At 64.8% G+C, this 15868-nt stretch carries 14 protein-coding genes; 12 read left to right on the top strand and 2 right to left on the bottom strand.

What is annotated here, in order from left to right:
- The first annotated feature begins 3 nt into the window (after nt 1-3).
- On the top strand, nt 4-2670 hold the full coding sequence (locus D1Y84_RS11175; protein WP_124848619.1) for a DNA translocase FtsK: 2667 nt from the start codon (nt 4-6) through the stop codon (nt 2668-2670).
- A gap of 179 nt (nt 2671-2849) precedes the next feature.
- Complete coding sequence (locus tag D1Y84_RS11170) at nt 2850-3059, top strand: DUF3606 domain-containing protein (protein WP_124848617.1); 210 nt, start codon at nt 2850-2852, stop codon at nt 3057-3059.
- A 120-nt stretch (nt 3060-3179) separates the two neighbouring features.
- Here D1Y84_RS11170 and D1Y84_RS11165 read toward each other — a convergent pair whose 3' ends face one another.
- Nucleotides 3180-5069 carry a DUF2339 domain-containing protein gene (locus tag D1Y84_RS11165; RefSeq protein ID WP_124848615.1) on the bottom strand — a complete coding sequence of 630 codons (1890 nt, stop codon included), beginning with the start codon at nt 5067-5069 and terminating at the stop codon, nt 3180-3182.
- Nucleotides 5070-5400: 331 nt separating this feature from the next.
- On the opposite strand from D1Y84_RS11165, the gene D1Y84_RS11160 reads away from it, so the two are divergent.
- The 5 genes from D1Y84_RS11160 (at nt 5401) to D1Y84_RS11140 (ending at nt 10050) form a co-directional block, all read left to right on the top strand.
- Nucleotides 5401-5844, top strand: coding sequence for an Hpt domain-containing protein (locus D1Y84_RS11160; protein ID WP_158615430.1), 444 nt, complete (start codon nt 5401-5403; stop codon nt 5842-5844).
- Nucleotides 5841-6536 (top strand): response regulator transcription factor, encoded by a 696-nt coding sequence (locus D1Y84_RS11155; protein ID WP_124848611.1) that lies wholly within the window; start codon nt 5841-5843, stop codon nt 6534-6536. The genes D1Y84_RS11160 and D1Y84_RS11155 overlap by 4 nt, the downstream gene beginning before the upstream one ends.
- A gap of 145 nt (nt 6537-6681) precedes the next feature.
- A complete protein-coding gene (locus D1Y84_RS11150; protein WP_124848609.1) occupies nt 6682-8265 on the top strand; it encodes an OmpA family protein in 1584 nt (527 codons plus the stop codon).
- A 130-nt stretch (nt 8266-8395) separates the two neighbouring features.
- Nucleotides 8396-9280: an NAD(P)-dependent oxidoreductase gene (locus D1Y84_RS11145; RefSeq protein ID WP_124848608.1), complete on the top strand. Its 885-nt coding sequence runs from the start codon at nt 8396-8398 to the stop codon at nt 9278-9280.
- Nucleotides 9277-10050 carry an SDR family NAD(P)-dependent oxidoreductase gene (locus D1Y84_RS11140; protein ID WP_124848606.1) on the top strand — a complete coding sequence of 258 codons (774 nt, stop codon included), beginning with the start codon at nt 9277-9279 and terminating at the stop codon, nt 10048-10050. Before D1Y84_RS11145 ends, D1Y84_RS11140 begins: the two co-directional genes overlap by 4 nt.
- A gap of 57 nt (nt 10051-10107) precedes the next feature.
- Here the strand turns inward: D1Y84_RS11140 and D1Y84_RS11135 are convergent, their stop codons facing one another.
- Nucleotides 10108-10446 carry a hypothetical protein gene (locus D1Y84_RS11135; RefSeq protein ID WP_158615429.1) on the bottom strand — a complete coding sequence of 113 codons (339 nt, stop codon included), beginning with the start codon at nt 10444-10446 and terminating at the stop codon, nt 10108-10110.
- A 14-nt stretch (nt 10447-10460) separates the two neighbouring features.
- On the opposite strand from D1Y84_RS11135, the gene D1Y84_RS11130 reads away from it, so the two are divergent.
- From D1Y84_RS11130 to D1Y84_RS11110, 5 genes are all read left to right on the top strand, one after another.
- On the top strand, nt 10461-11471 hold the full coding sequence (locus D1Y84_RS11130) for an NAD(P)-dependent alcohol dehydrogenase (protein WP_124848602.1): 1011 nt from the start codon (nt 10461-10463) through the stop codon (nt 11469-11471).
- A gap of 160 nt (nt 11472-11631) precedes the next feature.
- Nucleotides 11632-11901, top strand: coding sequence for a hypothetical protein (locus tag D1Y84_RS11125; RefSeq protein ID WP_124848600.1), 270 nt, complete (start codon nt 11632-11634; stop codon nt 11899-11901).
- 39 nt (nt 11902-11940) lie between these two features.
- The gene (locus D1Y84_RS11120) at nt 11941-12885 is read left to right on the top strand and encodes an ABC transporter ATP-binding protein (RefSeq protein ID WP_124848598.1); all 945 of its coding nucleotides are present in this window, start codon (nt 11941-11943) and stop codon (nt 12883-12885) included.
- Nucleotides 12878-13717 (top strand): ABC transporter permease, encoded by an 840-nt coding sequence (locus tag D1Y84_RS11115; RefSeq protein ID WP_255424345.1) that lies wholly within the window; start codon nt 12878-12880, stop codon nt 13715-13717. The genes D1Y84_RS11120 and D1Y84_RS11115 overlap by 8 nt, the downstream gene beginning before the upstream one ends.
- Before the next feature lie 144 nt (nt 13718-13861).
- Nucleotides 13862-15535, top strand: a complete 1674-nt coding sequence (locus tag D1Y84_RS11110; RefSeq protein WP_199726391.1) for a hypothetical protein — start codon at nt 13862-13864, stop codon at nt 15533-15535.
- Nucleotides 15536-15868: the final 333 nt, after the last annotated feature.

Below are 15868 nucleotides of genomic sequence, written 5' to 3'. Positions count from 1 at the left end.
CAAATGAGATCCCTAGCCCTGGTTGTGACGCCTACCCGGAACCGCCGCCTGAACGAACTGGTGGGCCTTGTGCTGCTGCTGGTAGCTGCCCTTCTGGTGCTGGCCCTGCTCTCCTACCGATCCGGCGACCCTTCGCTCGACACGGCCGGCGCCCGCGCGGTTCATAACTGGACCGGGCGGGTGGGTGCGTCGATCAGCGACCTGCTGTTCCAGATCGAAGGCGCTGCCGCGTTTGCACTGCCGCTGCTGCTGTCGATGCTGGGTTGGAGCTGGATGCGTTCGCGCGCGACCTCGGCCCCGTGGATCAAACTCGCTGGTGTAGCACTGGCGGTGGTGGTGCTGCCGGCCGTGTTTGCTCTGCTGCCCTGGAACCTGCACCTGTTTGGAGCGCTGCCGATCGGCGGCGTGGTGGGCACGCTGCTGCTGGACGCCCTGACGGCATGGATCAACTATCCCGGCGCGTGCGTGCTGCTGCTGTTCCTGGCTGCGATCTGCGTGTACCTGCTGACCGCGTTCACCTTTACCTCGGCGCGGCAGTGGCTGCTGGTGCACAGCGCGCCGCTGGCGGCGATGCGCGATCGCTGGCACCACTGGCGTCGCGGGCGGGCGCGGCGAAAGGCTGAGCGTCGTGCGGCCAAGGTCATGGCGCGGGAAGCCCGGGCGACGGAGACTGCGCAGGCTGAGCCAGAACAGGCACCGTATGCCGCGCCGGACGAGGCAGAGTACGCGGTGGAACCAGCGCCTGCGCGCAGCATGATGGCGCCCGCGCCCGACGGCCCCGCACCGGGGCGGCGGGGCAGCTTTGCCGAGATGCATGAGCCGTACACAACCGTAGCCGACGGCTGGGACGATGAAGCGTTTGCCGCGGAGGTAGGCTCGCCAATCGCTGCTGCTGAATCGTTTGAAGAGCTGGAAGACGAGATCGAGGAAGCGCCCCTGCGGCCCCAACTGGTCGCGCTGCCGCCGCGCCGACCCGTAGCGATGGTGGAAGAGGCGGCGCCGCTGCAGGCCGCCGACGGCGCCGTGGAGACTGCTGAGTTCGCCGTGTTGCCGGCCACACCGTTTGATCGCGTGCCCGCCTTGGCTGCTCCTGCCCAGGCAGCGGAGTCCGGTTCCGGCATCCGCTTCGCGCAGCGCGCGGATGCGAACGAGCGCCACATCACCATGACGGCAAAGACGGTGAACGGCTTTGAAAGCGCCTTTAAACTGCCGCCGACCACACTGCTGACACGCTCGGAGGAACACACACTGGTGCGGGAAGAAGCGCTGCGCGCCGAGGCACAGGTGCTGGTGGAGAAGTGCGGCGAGTTCGATGTAGGCGGGCAGGTGGTGCAGATCAACCCGGGACCGGTGGTGACGACGTTCGAGTTTCGGCCGGAAGCCGGCGTGAAGTACTCGCGCGTCACCGGCCTGGCCGAGGACCTGTGCCTTGCGATGGCAGCCGAGTCGATCCTGATCGAGCGCATGGCGGGCAAGTCCACCGTGGGTATCCAGGTGCCGAACTCCGAGCGCGAAACCATCTGGCTGCGCGACATCATCGAGGCCGAAGGGTTCGCGACGTCGAAGTCCAAGATCACGATGGCGATGGGCAAGGACATCAACGGCAAGGTCGTGGTGGCCGACCTGGCGACGATGCCGCACGTGCTGATCGCGGGTTCCACTGGTTCGGGTAAGTCGGTGGCGATCAACGCGATGATCATGTCGGTGCTGTTCAAGGCGACGCCGGAGCAGGTGCGCCTGATCCTGGTGGATCCGAAGCGGGTGGAACTGGGAATGTACGAGGGCATTCCGCACCTGTTCACGCCGATCATTACGGAACCCAAGCTGGCCGCGAACGCGCTCAAGAATGCGGTGCGCGAAATGGAGCGGCGGTTGAAGCTGCTGGCTTCGCGCTCGGTGCGCAACATCGACCAGTACAACCGGCTGTTCGACACGCAGCCGACGTTGTGGGACGAGCAGGGAGTGGAAGAGAAGCCGCTTCCCTACATCATGATCATCATCGACGAGCTGGCCGACCTGATGATCCTGGACAAGTCCAACGTGGAAGAGGCGATCACGCGGCTCGCGCAGATGGCGCGCGCGGTGGGCATTCACCTGATTCTTGCGACGCAAAGGCCGTCAGTGGACGTGATCACCGGCCTGATCAAGGCCAATGTGCCGACACGCATGAGCTTCCGGCTGGCCACCAAGATCGACTCGCGCACGATCCTCGACACCAATGGTGCCGAGTCGCTGCTGGGCCGCGGCGACATGCTGTTTCTGCCGCCGGGCACCTCGCGATTGGTGCGGGTGCATGCGCCGTTTGTGACCGAGAAGGAGACGGCGGCGGTGGTGTCGTTCTGGAAGGCGCAGGCGGACGTGCAGTATGCCGAAGGCTTTCTGGACGCGCCCAAGGATGCGAATGGACGCGAGATCGACGGAGATGGAGCGGGTGGAGGCGCTGATGAGAACGATCCGCTGTTTGACGATGCAGTGCGGCTGGTGTTCGAGTTCGGCAAAGCCAGCACGTCGCTGCTGCAGCGGCGCATGCGGATCGGCTATGGCCGGGCTGCCGCGCTGATCGACATGATGGAGCGGGATGGGCTGGTGGGGCCGCCGGAAGGCTCGAAACCGCGTGAACTGCTGAAGCCGGCCAGCTGGTTGAACGAGTCGGATGAGGCGTTGCGCTAGTAGCGGATGAAAGCTCGTGGTGAAACAAAGCCCTGCTCCTGGAGCGGGGCTTTTTTTTGGGCAGAGCAGGACCGCCTGCGCGGCTGGCGCCCACTTCGTGGGGAGTTTTCTTTGGGCCGGTGCAGGGCATGCACTGTGCATCCAAGCTAGGGCGTAACAAGGAAGGAAACAACACGATCATGGCGGACAACGTAGAACACGGACCGAGCAGCGAGCACGAGATCAACCCCAAAGTCGCTTCGGATATTCACTACTGGGCGGAGCACTTCAAGGTGTCGGGCGAGGCCCTGCACGAGGCGATCCGGGTGCATGGCACGTCGGTGGAAAAGGTAAAGGCTGCTCTGGCTGCGGGGCACGTCGATGCGCAGCATCAGAAGCAGGGCCGTTAATTTCAGCAGCTTAAGGTGGTCGGCGCTGTGACTGGCTGTTGACTGCCGGATTCAAGCGGAAAAGGCGCGGGGTGCTTGCCTGGTGGCGAGCGCCCTGCGCCTTTTCTCATGTGTGGTGGGTTAGCCGCCGTGCTCTTCCCCGCGCAGGTTGAGCAGGTCGCGCTGGTAGATGAACGACACGGCGAGCAGCAGAACGCCGAGACCCAGGAAGCTGAGAATGCGAAAGCCCTGGGAGAGGGCACGCGTGTCGAACAGGAAGACCTTGGCGATGGCCAGGGTGAGCAGGGCAAGCGCCTGCCAGCGCAGAAACGACCAACGCACGCGGAAGCCGCAAACCAGCAGGAGCACGCCGAGAATGGCAGCCCAGGCCGAGTCCCAGAAGTGCCCGGCCACTCCAGCGTCCAAGCCCGCAGGGCCCTGGTAGAGGGTGTGGATCTCGAAGATGCCCGCGAGCAGCAGCAGCGTGGTTGCCAGCACGGAACACAGCGCACCCATGGACGGCCACAGGGTGTCGGGGTGCTGGCGATGCTGCGCGTGGTGGAGCGCCGCGGCCCGCACGGCGAACAGCGACACGGCCACGACCAGCAGGTAGAGCGCAAACCGGAGGTTGAGCACGGCGTAGTCCATGGCGCGGAGTTCGCCGACCAGCGACTCGCCAACCAGCAACAGGGCGGAGGCTGCGAGCAGCAACGCCGATGGAACGGGCGAACTTACCAGCGAGCGGGTCGGAGAAGCGGCGCCGGACTCTGGCGCATTGAGTGCAGTGGGCACGCGGCGCAGGGAGAGCGCGAGCAGGGTTGCTGCTTCGAGCGTCCAGCCGGCGATGGCGCCGGGCGCGTTGCAGACGGACCAGAGTCCAAGCGCGACAAAGGTGATCACCAGCGCGGCAAGCAGGGGACGCAAGCTTTCAGATGCGGTGGGGATGGGTAGATTCGCAGCCGCTGGGCTGTTCGTGCCTGAGGATGTGGGGAGCAGGAACCGGCCGGAGAACAGCAGCAGTCCACACCAGGCGGCCACGGCCATGGGCAGCCAGCGCGCGGCCAAGGACGTATCTGGGAGGAAGCGCCACAGCTCCCAGCTGCCCAGCAGGATGTTGACCAGGAGGACCAGGCCTGCGATGTCGCGGGCGGTCGAGGGACTGCGCGCAGCTATACGCAGAGGCGCGACGGAAAAGGCAACGAAGCTCAGCAGGACGAGCCACAGGGCCGCGGTGCCGTCGCTGGTGGCCGTTACCTGCGCGGGATGCAGCGCATACGCGGCAAGGTAGCTGGTGGTGCCGACGAAGGCGGCGGGCAGGAGCCGTGGCCAGTTACGAAAGGCGATGAGCGTGAACAGTCCGGCGTTGAGCAGTGCGAGGTAGCAGCCCAGCACTGCGACCGAGTTGTGCTCCCCGGCGAGCAGAGCCGGCGTAAGGAAACCGCCGATCGCAACGTAGGCGGCGAGCACCTCGGACCGCTGGCCCCAGCAGAGCCACGCGTTGGCGACGGTGATCAGCACCATGCCGGCGAAGGCCATGGGGTAGCCGACCAGGTGGAACAAGGCGAATGCCGCCCAGAACGCCAAATAGAGCATGCCGGTGCCGGCAGCCTTGAGCGACAGCGAGAATACCGGATAGCCGCGCGTGCGAAAACGCTCGGACCAGCCGATGAGGCCGGCTCCGGCGCAGACACCCACCAGCACGCGGGCCAGGGGGCCGAGCCATTGCTGGTCCACCGCGTACTTGAGAAACCAGGCTGCCCCGATGAGCACGGCGACGATGCCGACCCGGTTGAACACCTGCGACCCGATGCGGGCTTCAAGCGAAGGTTTTGCGGGAGGGATGAAGCGCTGGGGCGGATCAGACGGGCGCGTGCCAGCCCGGGGTGGGACGGCTGCCGTGTCGAAGGGCCTGGGTGCGGAGTGCGCGGAGGGAGACTGCGCGAGGTGTGCGAGCTGCGACTCCAGCGTTTCCACGCGGGTGCGCAGGGCCGCGACTTCAGCGCGCAGGTCGTCTGGCTGCGTTGGATCCATGCCGAAGCGTACAGCGTTTCGGCACGGAGCGGGAGCAGGGGGCAGCGGGTCCTGCGTGGCTCACAAGATGGATGCACCCATCATGCGAACACCGATGACAGCGGATGCCAGGCAGGCGAAGTCCTGCGGCTTGCCTGACCGGGTGCAACGCTGCCGGGTTGAACCGACCGAATGGAGGCATCGCGGGCGGGACGTCCGCGAGCAGGGTGCACCGGAGCGGGCAATTCCGGGCGGATGCCGATGCGATCCACTGCTACTTTGGTGTGAGAATCTGCCGCGTTGAAGTACAAGAGTAACTTTCCTCCGCTTACGCATGGGGTATCGTCCGGGTATGCGGGATTTAAGAACAGGCTCCACTGGTAACCGCGAGGTGCGCGGGCAAAGGGCCACGCCGCCCCAGGTGCCTGCTCGGAGTGTCCCGCGGAAGAGTTACGAACCCAGCTTCCCAGCCCTGGATCCTTCCACGTTTGGAACGCTGCGCAGGCTGCTGGATGAAACGGTACTCGCCGACACCTATCGCGAGTTCCTCCGGCAGACACGGCGAAGGCTCGAGGCGGCGTTGAACGCCCCGGCTGAGCAGGACGTAGCGCACGTACTGGGTCACACCCTGCGCGGAACCGCCGGCATGCTTGGAGCCGCGGGCCTGGCCAGGGTAGCAGCAGAGTTCGAAGCAGAGTCGCTGCCTGAAACGCGCTTTCGGGCACTTGTCCAGGAAACGCTTCGCGGGTGCACATTGCTGGAAGCAGCACTGAGAGAGGCACACGTCGCTTTATGACACAAACTACAAACCTGCAACGTCCACCTGCTATTCGTGTGGTTCTTGCCGACGATCACCCTGTGGTGAGGATCGGTGTGCGCAACCTTTTAACCGCGCACGGAAATTTCCAAGTCATTGGCGAAGCTGAAAACGGCACGCAGGCAGTGGCCGCAACGGTGGAGCAGCGCCCGGACGTGCTTTTGCTGGACGTGCAGATGCCGCAGACCACCGGCTTCGACATTGTGCGGCAGGTCATGACCGCGGTGCCGCAGACCAAGATCCTGCTGCTGACCGGGTCGATCCAGGCGGAGCAGCTCGCGGAGGCCTTCACGGCCGGCGCGCGCGGCATCGTGCTGAAAAGTGCGCTGGCCGAGCAGATTGCCACGGCGCTGATCGCGGTGATGAACGGCTTTTACTGGGCGGACGGCAAACGCATCGAGCACCTGGCCGGGGTATTGGCCGAGCTGCGCACGCAGGTGCAACAGGAAAGCACGGAACGCTTCCACCTGACGCGCAGGGAGCTTGAGGTGGTTGGTCTGATCGTCAAGGGGCTGTCGAACCGCGAGATCGCCAAGCAGTTCAAGCTGAGCGAGGAGACGGTGAAGCGTCACCTTTCCAACACGTTCGAGAAGCTGAAGTTGTCGACACGGCTGGAACTTGCAATCTTCGCGATCGCGCACAAGCTGGTACCACCGAGCGAAGCGCAGTAGGGGCAAGAGGACGGGAGAGCGTTGTCTGTTCGATGGAAGACCTCCCGCCCTCCCTTTCGAGCATCTTTACTACTTGAATAACATCACTGGTCACCCAGCCTGGTCTTCCTCATCAAAGGGAGTGGCTGAGAATGGAAACCGCTTCATGCTGAAGTTCCAAAAGATCACCCCTGTCGTGCTGCTGGCTGGCGCCTTTTATGCCGCCGGAGCGCAGGCCCAGGAAATGAACCCGACCGCCACCGATCGCTTTCCGCAGCAGCAGGAGCAGGGCCCGTCGGCCGTGCGCAACGGGATTCCGCTGTACAAGATCCAGGTGGTCGCCCGCGATATCCCGGCGATTAACTACTTCCATCGCAGCGGCTCGACCAAGATCGGGTTTGAAGGAACACCACTGCTGGCGCGCGCCAAGGGCTCGGCCACGGTGCAGAGCAACAAGGGCGGCATCTCGATCGACCTCCACCTCGAAGGCCTGCCGCCGGCCAATGGCTTCGGCGTGGAGTACCTGACCTACGTGCTGTGGGCGATCTCGGCCGACGGGCATCCGCAGGCGCTGGGTGAAGTGCTGCCGACGGGCGGCGGCAACAAGGTCGACATGAAGGTGACGACCAACCTGCAGGCGTTCGCGCTGATCGTAACGGCCGAGCCGTATTTCTACGTGAGCGCGCCCAGTGACGTGGTGGTGTTGCAGAACGTGGTGTTGAACGACAAGACGCAGGGCATTATCGAGCCAGTGGTAGCGCACGCTTCCCTGCTGCCGCGCGGAGCCTACTCGACCACTAGCGGTTCGGACACGGTGCTGCACCCGATTACCCGCAATGACGAGTCGCCGCTGGAGCTGTACGAAGCGATCAATGCGATCCAGATCGCCAAGGCCGCGGGCGCGGACCGGTATGCGACGGATACGTTCCAGAGCGCGGTGCAGAACCTGCAGAACGCGCAGGCGATGGACGCGCACAAGAGCGAGCGCAAGCAGGAGATCACCTATGCGCGCGCAGCCGTGCAGAGTGCGGAGGACTCGCGCGTGATCGCGATCCGCAAGCACCAGGCGATGGATGCGGCAGCGCAGCAGCGGGCGAGCGAGCAGGCACAGCAGCAGGCGCAGCAGTCAGCGCTGGATGCGCAGCAGGCAAAACTGCAGGCCGAGCAGGCCTCAGCCGAGCGCGCCAAGGCAGAGCTGCAGGCGGCGCAGGCCCAGGCACAGGCTGCCCAGGCACAACAGGCGCAGCAGCAGGCTGCCCAGCAGACCCAGCAGATCCGCCAGCGTTTGCGCGACCAGTTGAACTCTGTGCTGAACACGCAGGAGTCGGCACGCGGCCTGATCGTGAACATGTCGGACGTGCTGTTTGACACGGGCAAGTACACGCTGAAGTCGGACGCGCAGGTGAAGCTGGCCAAGGTATCAGGCATCCTGCAGGCGTATCCGAGCCTGAAGGTGCAGGTTGAGGGCTACACCGACAATGTGGGCGGCGAACAGTACAACCAGAAGCTCTCGGAAAACCGCGCACAGGCAGTGGGTGACTTCCTGGTAGCGCAGGGTGTGCCACTGGCCAATGTGACGGCAACGGGCTTTGGCCTGACCAATCCGGTGGCGGATAATGGCAGCGCCGAGGGTCGGGCGCAGAACCGGCGCGTGGAGCTGGTGGTCTCAGGCGACGCGATTGGTGTGCAGCAGCAGGCCGAGCCTGCGGGCGGCACCACGGCGACACCGAACCAGGCTCAACCCCAGTAGCTGGTTGCAGCACAACGAAAAGGCCACCCGCGAGGGTGGTCTTTTGTTGTGCGACGGAGCGTGCGCGGGGAGTGGCGGGGTTGAAGCCGGCGTGGTTCGTGCATCCAACCGGGAAACAAGGAGAGTCTGGATGCGGATTGCGTTTCTAGGTTTGGGCCAGATGGGCAGCGGGATTGCGCGTCTCCTGGTCGCGAAGGGCTACGACACAGTGGTGTGGAACCGCACGGCCACGGCTGCCGCGCCCCTGCAGCAGGAGGCCGCCCAGGTAGCGGCGACCGCGGCCGAGGCGGTGCGGGACGCGAAGCTGATCTTCACGATGCTGAACGACGATGCAGCGGTGGAGGGCGTGCTGTTTGAACAAGGGGCGCTGGCCGCGATTCCCAAGGACGCTACGCACGTTTCACTTTCAACGATCAGCGTGGACCTCGCGCAGCGGCTGGAGCGGGAACATGCAGCGCACGGGCAGGGCTACGTGGGCTCACCGGTGTTTGGCCGCCCCAACATCGCGGCCGAAGGCAAGCTATGGCTGGCGGTAGCCGGCCCGGACACGTTGCTGCAGGAGATTACGCCGATCTTGGAGTGCTTCTCCCGTGGCATCACGGTGGTGGGTGAGAAGCCAAGCGTCGCCCACGCGTTGAAGCTGGGGGGCAACTTCCTGATCACGGCGATGATCGCGTCGCTGAGCGAGAGCTTTACGTTTGCCGAAGCGCACGGGATCGATCCCCAGGTGTTTCTGGAGACGGTGAACAGCGCGCTGTTTCAGTCTGCGTTTTACGCCAACTATGGCAAGGTGATGCTCGACCCGCCGGAGAAGCCGGGCGCTACGATGAAGCTGGGCGCCAAGGACATGACGCTGTATCGCGAGGCAGCCAAGGAAACGGCAACGCGCACACCGCTGGGCGACATTTTCCAACAGAACCTGAATGCTGCCATTCGCCGGGGCAACGGCGACAAGGACTGGGCCGCCGGCTACCTGGATGCGGTGCGCGCCGAAGCGAAAGGACTACAGGAGTGAGCGGATTGCAGGGCAAGGTGGTTTTGATCACGGGCGCGAGCTCAGGTATTGGCGAGGCGTGCGCGCGGGCGTTTGCCGCGGAAGGCGCGCGGCTGATCCTGGCGGCGCGGCGCACCGAGAAGCTGGACGCGCTGGCCCGTGAGTTGAGCGATCAGGGTGGAACGGCAGCCCACGTGGTGTCACTGGACGTGCAGCAGGCCGGGGCGGTGGAAGCGGCGATAGCGGCGCTGCCGGCGGAGTGGGCTGCGATCGACGTGCTGGTGAACAACGCCGGGCTTTCGCGCGGACTCGACAAGGTGCACGAGGGCAAGCCCTCGGACTGGGACGAGATGCTTGACACCAATGTAAAGGGCCTGCTGTTTGTGACCCGGTTCGTGGTGCCGGGCATGGTGGAGCGGGGGCGGGGCCACGTGATCAGCCTTGGCTCCACCGCCGGCGACATGACATACCCGGGAGGCGCGGTGTACTGCGCGACCAAGGCGGCGGAGCACGCCATCAACGATGGGCTTCGGCAGGACCTGCTCGGCACCCCGGTGCGGGTGACGTCGGTCGATCCGGGAATGGTGGAGACGGACTTTTCCAAGATTCGGTTCCGCGGCGACGAGGAACGCGCAGCAAAGGTGTACGCGAACCTCACGCCGTTGAAGCCGGAGGATGTGGCAGATGCAATCGTGTGGGCGGCGTGCCGGCCGGTGCACGTGAATATCGCGCGCATTTCGCTCACGTCGATTGACCAGGCCAACTCGCTGCTGTTCAACCGCAAAAGCTGACAAACAACGAACGAGGCGAGCTGCGCTCCGCGAAGAGCGGATCGCCGCTCGCCCGGGTTAAACGATCGGGCCGATCGCGGCGAGCTGCTCTTCCACATGCGCGAGCGCGGCCACCAGGGCGGCTCGTCGGTGCGGGTTGCTGGTGCGCTGGTTCAGAATCTGCTCTTTCTGCAGCTCCAGTGATTGCCGGTTGCGCAGAAGGTCGCCGCGCTCCCGGGTACTTGTGAACTGCGCAAGTCTGCGCGCCTCGACTGCGTTTTCCTGATCCGCAACCTGCTCTTCAACACTTTTACTTTCCCATCCCTTAGCCATGCAGGATTCGATGCCTGGAATCCCCTTCCGCACCACCCGCATCTTGTAGTTGCAATTTGTTGTGCTGATCAGCTTGACGCGCACCGGAGGCGCACACCATGAAGCTTTGGACCATTCCAGCATTCGGCATCGATCAGCTTGCTCTCGGTGAGGGCGCCATACCTGCACCAGCCGCCAACCAGGTGGTGGTGGAGGTGCATGCCGTTTCGCTGAACTATCGCGACCTGATGACGGTGACGGGCAAGTACAACCCCAAGCTGAAGCTGCCGCGCATTCCTCTTTCTGACGGCGCCGGGGTGGTGCACGCGGTGGGCGACGCGGTGCGGGGCTTCAAGGTGGGCGATCGGGTGGCGGGCATCTTCATGCAGAACTGGCAGGATGGCGCGCCCAGCAATGAGAAATACCGCGGAGCGCTGGGCGGCGACATCGATGGCATGGCAGCCCAGTACGTGACGCTCCATCAGGACGGCGTGGTGCTTATCCCGGATGGGCTAAGTTTTGCCGAAGCGGCGACGCTTCCCTGCGCGGGGGTCACGGCGTGGAGCGCGCTGCAAAAAGCGGGCGGCATTGCCCCCGGGAGCACGGTGCTGATCCAGGGTACGGGCGGCGTCTCGATTGCGGCGCTGCAGCTGGCGAAGGCGATGGGAGCGCGGGTGCTCGGCACTTCGTCAAGCGACGAAAAGCTCGAGCGGGCCAGGGCGCTTGGTCTCGATGCGGGGTTCAACTACAAGAGCGGTGGCAGCTGGGCCGACTGGGCGGTGGAGCAGACGGACGGCCGCGGTGTGGACCTGGTGATCGAAGTGGGTGGCTCGGGAACGTTCCTGGAGTCGCTCAAGGCGTGCGCGGTGGGCGGAGCCATGGCGCAGATCGGCGTGCTGACCGAGAGTGCGGAGCCGGTGGATGTGCGCGTGATCCTGCGCAAGCAGTTGCGGGTGCAGGGGATCTACGTGGGCTCGCGGACGGACTTCGAGGCGCTGAACCGGGCGCTGATCGCGACCGGGATCAAGCCGGTGATCGACAAGGAATTCGCGCTGGAAGAGCTACCCGAGGCCTTTCGGCAGATGGAGGCGGGGTCGCACTTCGGCAAACTGGTGGTGCGCCTGCGCTAGGGACCCGGCTGGCGATCCGCGGCACAAGCAACCCGGGGAGACGCGGAGCATCCCAGCTATGTCTGCCCGCTCACCTTTCCGATGGTGCGTCCCGGAGCAGCATGCGTCTCCGGGCTTCTGCACGGCACCGTTGACAGGCGCATTTCAAAGAAGAGGGCATATGAAGGTTCTCCAGGGTGCGATGCGCGCGGTTTCGTCGGTGTTTGGCTGTCAGCATGGCCGGCTGAGCCGGCCCTTCACGATCCAACAGCAGAGTTACATGGTCTGCCTGGACTGCGGGCACAAGCAGTTTTATTCCATGCAGGAGATGCGCCGTCTGTCGCGCAAGGAGATCAAGCGGTTGCTGGCGATCGAGGCGGGTGCCCTGCACCTGTCCGCTGCCGCGGCGGAAGCTTCGCTGCGCTCCGATGGCCCGTCCCTTGCGGCCTAGGAGCTGCAGCGCTCCGTCGCTGTGCGGAGTGCGACACCCATGATCGTGGAAGTTGCTTCGCTGCATAAGACTTACCAGACGAAAACCGGGGCGGTAGCGGCAGTAGCCGGCATCGACCTGGAGGTGCCGGCAGGCGAGATCTTCGGACTGCTCGGTCCGAATGGTGCGGGCAAGACCACTACTATCAGCATTTGCACAACGCGGGCATTGCCCACGTCGGGAAGCGTGCGGATTGCAGGCGTGGACGTGGTGCGGGAGCCGGCGCGTGCACGCGTGCACATGGGCGTGGTGCCGCAGTACAACACCCTGGATCGTTCGCTGACTGTTTTCGAAAACGTGTACTTTCACTGCCGCTACTTCGGCATGAACGGCGCAGCCGCGCGGGCACGATCGGAAGCGCTGCTGCAGCAGTTCCATCTGCAGGAACGGGGCAAGGCTCTCCCGACGCAGCTTTCGGGCGGCATGCAGCAGAGGGTGCAGATCGCGCGCGCCATTGCACACCATCCCGAGGTGCTTTTCCTCGATGAGCCGAGCGCGGGGCTGGACCCACAGAGTCGCATCGCCATGTGGGAGGCCGTGACCTCGCTGCGCAAGGAAGGCATCACCGTGGTGCTGACGACGCACTACATGGAAGAGGCCGATGCCCTGTGCGACCGGGTTGCGGTGGTGGACCAGGGCCGGGTGCTTGCGCTGGATACGCCGGCGGCGCTGAAGCAGCAGCATGGCGTGTACACGGTGCTGGAGTTGAAGCTGCGCGATCAAGTAAGTGCTCCCGCGCTGCTGCGCGAGATCGCCGCGTTGAGCGGCGTGGCCAGGGCGGAGTTGACCGGGGAAGGCATTCGCGTGTTTGCCGACCAGCTGGACGGCTTGCTGCCGCTGGTCGTAGCTGCGGCACGAGCCGCGGGACTGCGAGACCTGCGCGTGCAGGAGCCGAGCCTTGAAACGGTGTTTCTGCAACTGACCGGGAGAGAACTCCGTGACTGACGCCACCGCCCGGCCTGTGCGCTCTTCACCGCGCCCCACGGGCACACCGCTGCGTGCCTTTGGCGCGCTGATGCTGCGCGATACGCGCGTGCTGAGCCGCGAGCTGCTGCCATTTATCGTGCGCGTCATTATGCAACCGCTGCTGTTTCTCTTTGTGTTCACGTACCTGTTTCCGCGGATGGGTGGCGGCAACGGCATGATGATGGGTGGCGGCAGCTTTGCCACTGTGCTGCTGCCGGGGCTGATGGCGGTGGCCATCATGTTTACCGGGATTGCCGCAGTGGCGCTGCCGCTGTCGACCGAGTTCGGCGTGACGCGCGAGATTGATGATCGCGTGATGTGCCCGTTGCCGGTATACGCGGTGGCGCTTGAAAAGATCTGCTTCTCCGCACTGCAGTGCATCTTTGCGGCGCTGCTGGTGCTGCCGCTGGCCTACTACATCCCCAGCACGCCGGTGCTGCTGCACGTATCGAGCTGGCCAGTGTTTGTGGCGGTCATGATCCTGGCGAGTCTTGTGTCCGGAGCGCTGGGGCTGACGATCGGCGCGAGCGTGCAGCCGCGGCAGATCGGGCTGGTGTTTTCCATCGTGGTGATCCCGATCACGTTCCTGGGCTGCGTGTACTACCCATGGGCGCTGTTGTCGCACGTGCGCTGGTTGCAGATCGTGGTGCTGGCAAACCCGATCGTGTACATGAGCGAAGGGCTGCGCACGGCACTCACGCCGGGCATGCCGCACATGCCGGTACTGGCAGTGCTGGCGGGGCTGGTGGGCTCGCTGGCGGTGCTGGGCACGATCGGGGTGCGGAACTTTCTGCGCCGCGTGATCTCGTAGAGGCAGCAACTCTCGAATTGGCCTACAGCGCCGGGCGGCAAGTGTGTGCGTTGCCGTCACACTCTTCTCACACTTCGGTGGTAGGTTCAGCTTCCGAGGGCAGGATGTCGCCAGGCGGCAGAGGCCCCTGGAGATTGATCCCTGATGACCGCATACTTTCGCCTTCGTTCGCTTCCCGCTGCACTGGGTCTTGCTGTAGCCGGGCTCGCCGGCATTGCCGCCCCCTGTGTATACGCGCAGAGCACGCCCGCCGCTGCGCCCCTGTACCCCAACAACCTGGTGGTGAGCCGCGCGGTGTATGACAACAAGGCCGGCAACGTCACGGTAGGCCAGGCGCTGCCTCCGAACTGCAGTGCCGCATCAGGAGCGTGCCCCACGGGCGGCGCGACTGCGAACGGAACCTACCCGTACGTGTTCAACAACGTGCTGTATGACCCGGCGTTCGGCATCACCTCGCAGATTTACCTGGACCAGGTGACGGTGTTCGGGCAGCCGATCAACTCGATCCCGGTGCCGAGCAGTGCGCTCCCCGGTGCGGGCGGCGACCAGATGGTGACCAGCTTCAGCTCGAAGTCCGAGATCGCCCTGCAGCTCTCGACCGATGGCAATGTTTTGAGCTTCATGGGGTACGTGGCGCCGATCGATGCCATCGACGTCTCCAACTCCAGCACGCCGATGGCACCCGACCCGACCAACCCGGATGGGCAGACACCCGCGTACCGCGCGGTGGCGTCGATCGGGCTGGATAACCAGTTCCACTTCACCGAGACCAATGCCTACAGCGGCAACAACGGGCGCGCGGTGATCCTGAACAACAGCTACGGCAACCCTTTCTTTTACACCGCGGGCAATGCCGGCAACGGCTCCAACCCGCAGCCAAACGGGGTCGTGCTGGGCGCGGGCGCGCAGAGCGTGGTGCCGTCGCTGCTGTCGGAAGCGGCGCAGGCACCGGGGCTGCCGACGCCGGTGGCCAGCTTCTCCGTGGCCGAGCTTGGCCAGAAGGCTGACAAGGTCGGCAAGGATGATAATTTCCGCGGCGAAACCATCTTCAACAATGTGCTGTATTACTCCAAGGACAGTGGCAGCAACGGCGTGAACACCGTGTACTTCGTGGACACGGTTGGCACCGCGTGCCCGTCTGGCACGGGACTGCCCGTAGCCGGCGCAAAGCTGCCGACCGCGCCGCTCAGCTACGACCCATCGACGCTTCAGAGCAATGGATTGCCGAGCAACATGTGCATCCTTGCGGGCTTCCCCACCACGCTGGCCAAAAACTCCACCGGCTCCTACCCGGCTAGCCTGTGGTTTGCCAATGCGACCACGCTGTACGTAGCGGATGAAGGCGATGCGTATACCGGCGGATCGGACCTGTACACGCACGCGGCAGCGCAGACCACGGCCGGGCTGCAGAAGTGGGTGCTGAGCGCCTCCACCCACACGTGGCAGCACGTGTACACGCTGCAGAACGGGCTCGGCCTGGGCACGCCGTACACGGTTGCGGGGTACCCCACCGGCAACAACACGGCCACCGGGCTGCCCTGGGCACCGGCGACCGATGGGCTGCGCAACATCACGGGCCTGGTTGGACCGGATGGCGTGGCCGTGATCTGGGCGATTACCGCGACGGTGAGCGGCGGCGGCGACCTCGGTGCTGATCCTAACAAGCTGGTGGTGCTGTATGACCTGATCGGCAACACGGACGCATCGGTGGCTGCCGGTGAGCCGGGCTTTGACTTCAAGGATGCGAAGTTCGGCGAGGTACTGCGGGGGGTGTCGTTCACGCCGGGTTCGGACCTGGGTTTCTTTCAGAACCAGTAATGCGCTGGCCATTGTGGCAGTTGGAAAGCCGGCCCGCAAGGGCCGGCTTTTTTGTGTTGTGCCTCTTATTGAGAGGATGGTTCCCGCTTGCTCACCAAAGCGCTCAGCCCCGCCTGCTTGTCATAAGGGATGGGCGCGCGCCAGGAAGCTGGCGCTGATTGAAGAGAGCAATCACACGTGGCAGGATCTGAGTGAAGGCTGGGGGACGGCGGTGGCGCAGGAGGAAAAGGCTGTGCTGAGCGGGGCGGCCGGCCCGAATAAGCCGGCCGCAGATCCTTCGCTTCGCTCAGGATGACAGTGCTTGTAGGAAGCGGCCGGGGCGCGGGAGCGTGG

The organism is Acidipila sp. EB88 (assembly GCF_003858395.1).
GTDB lineage: Bacteria > Acidobacteriota > Terriglobia > Terriglobales > Acidobacteriaceae > EB88.
Note: the sequence above shows the minus strand (reverse complement) of the source record. Positions and strands in the feature narration are given on the sequence as shown.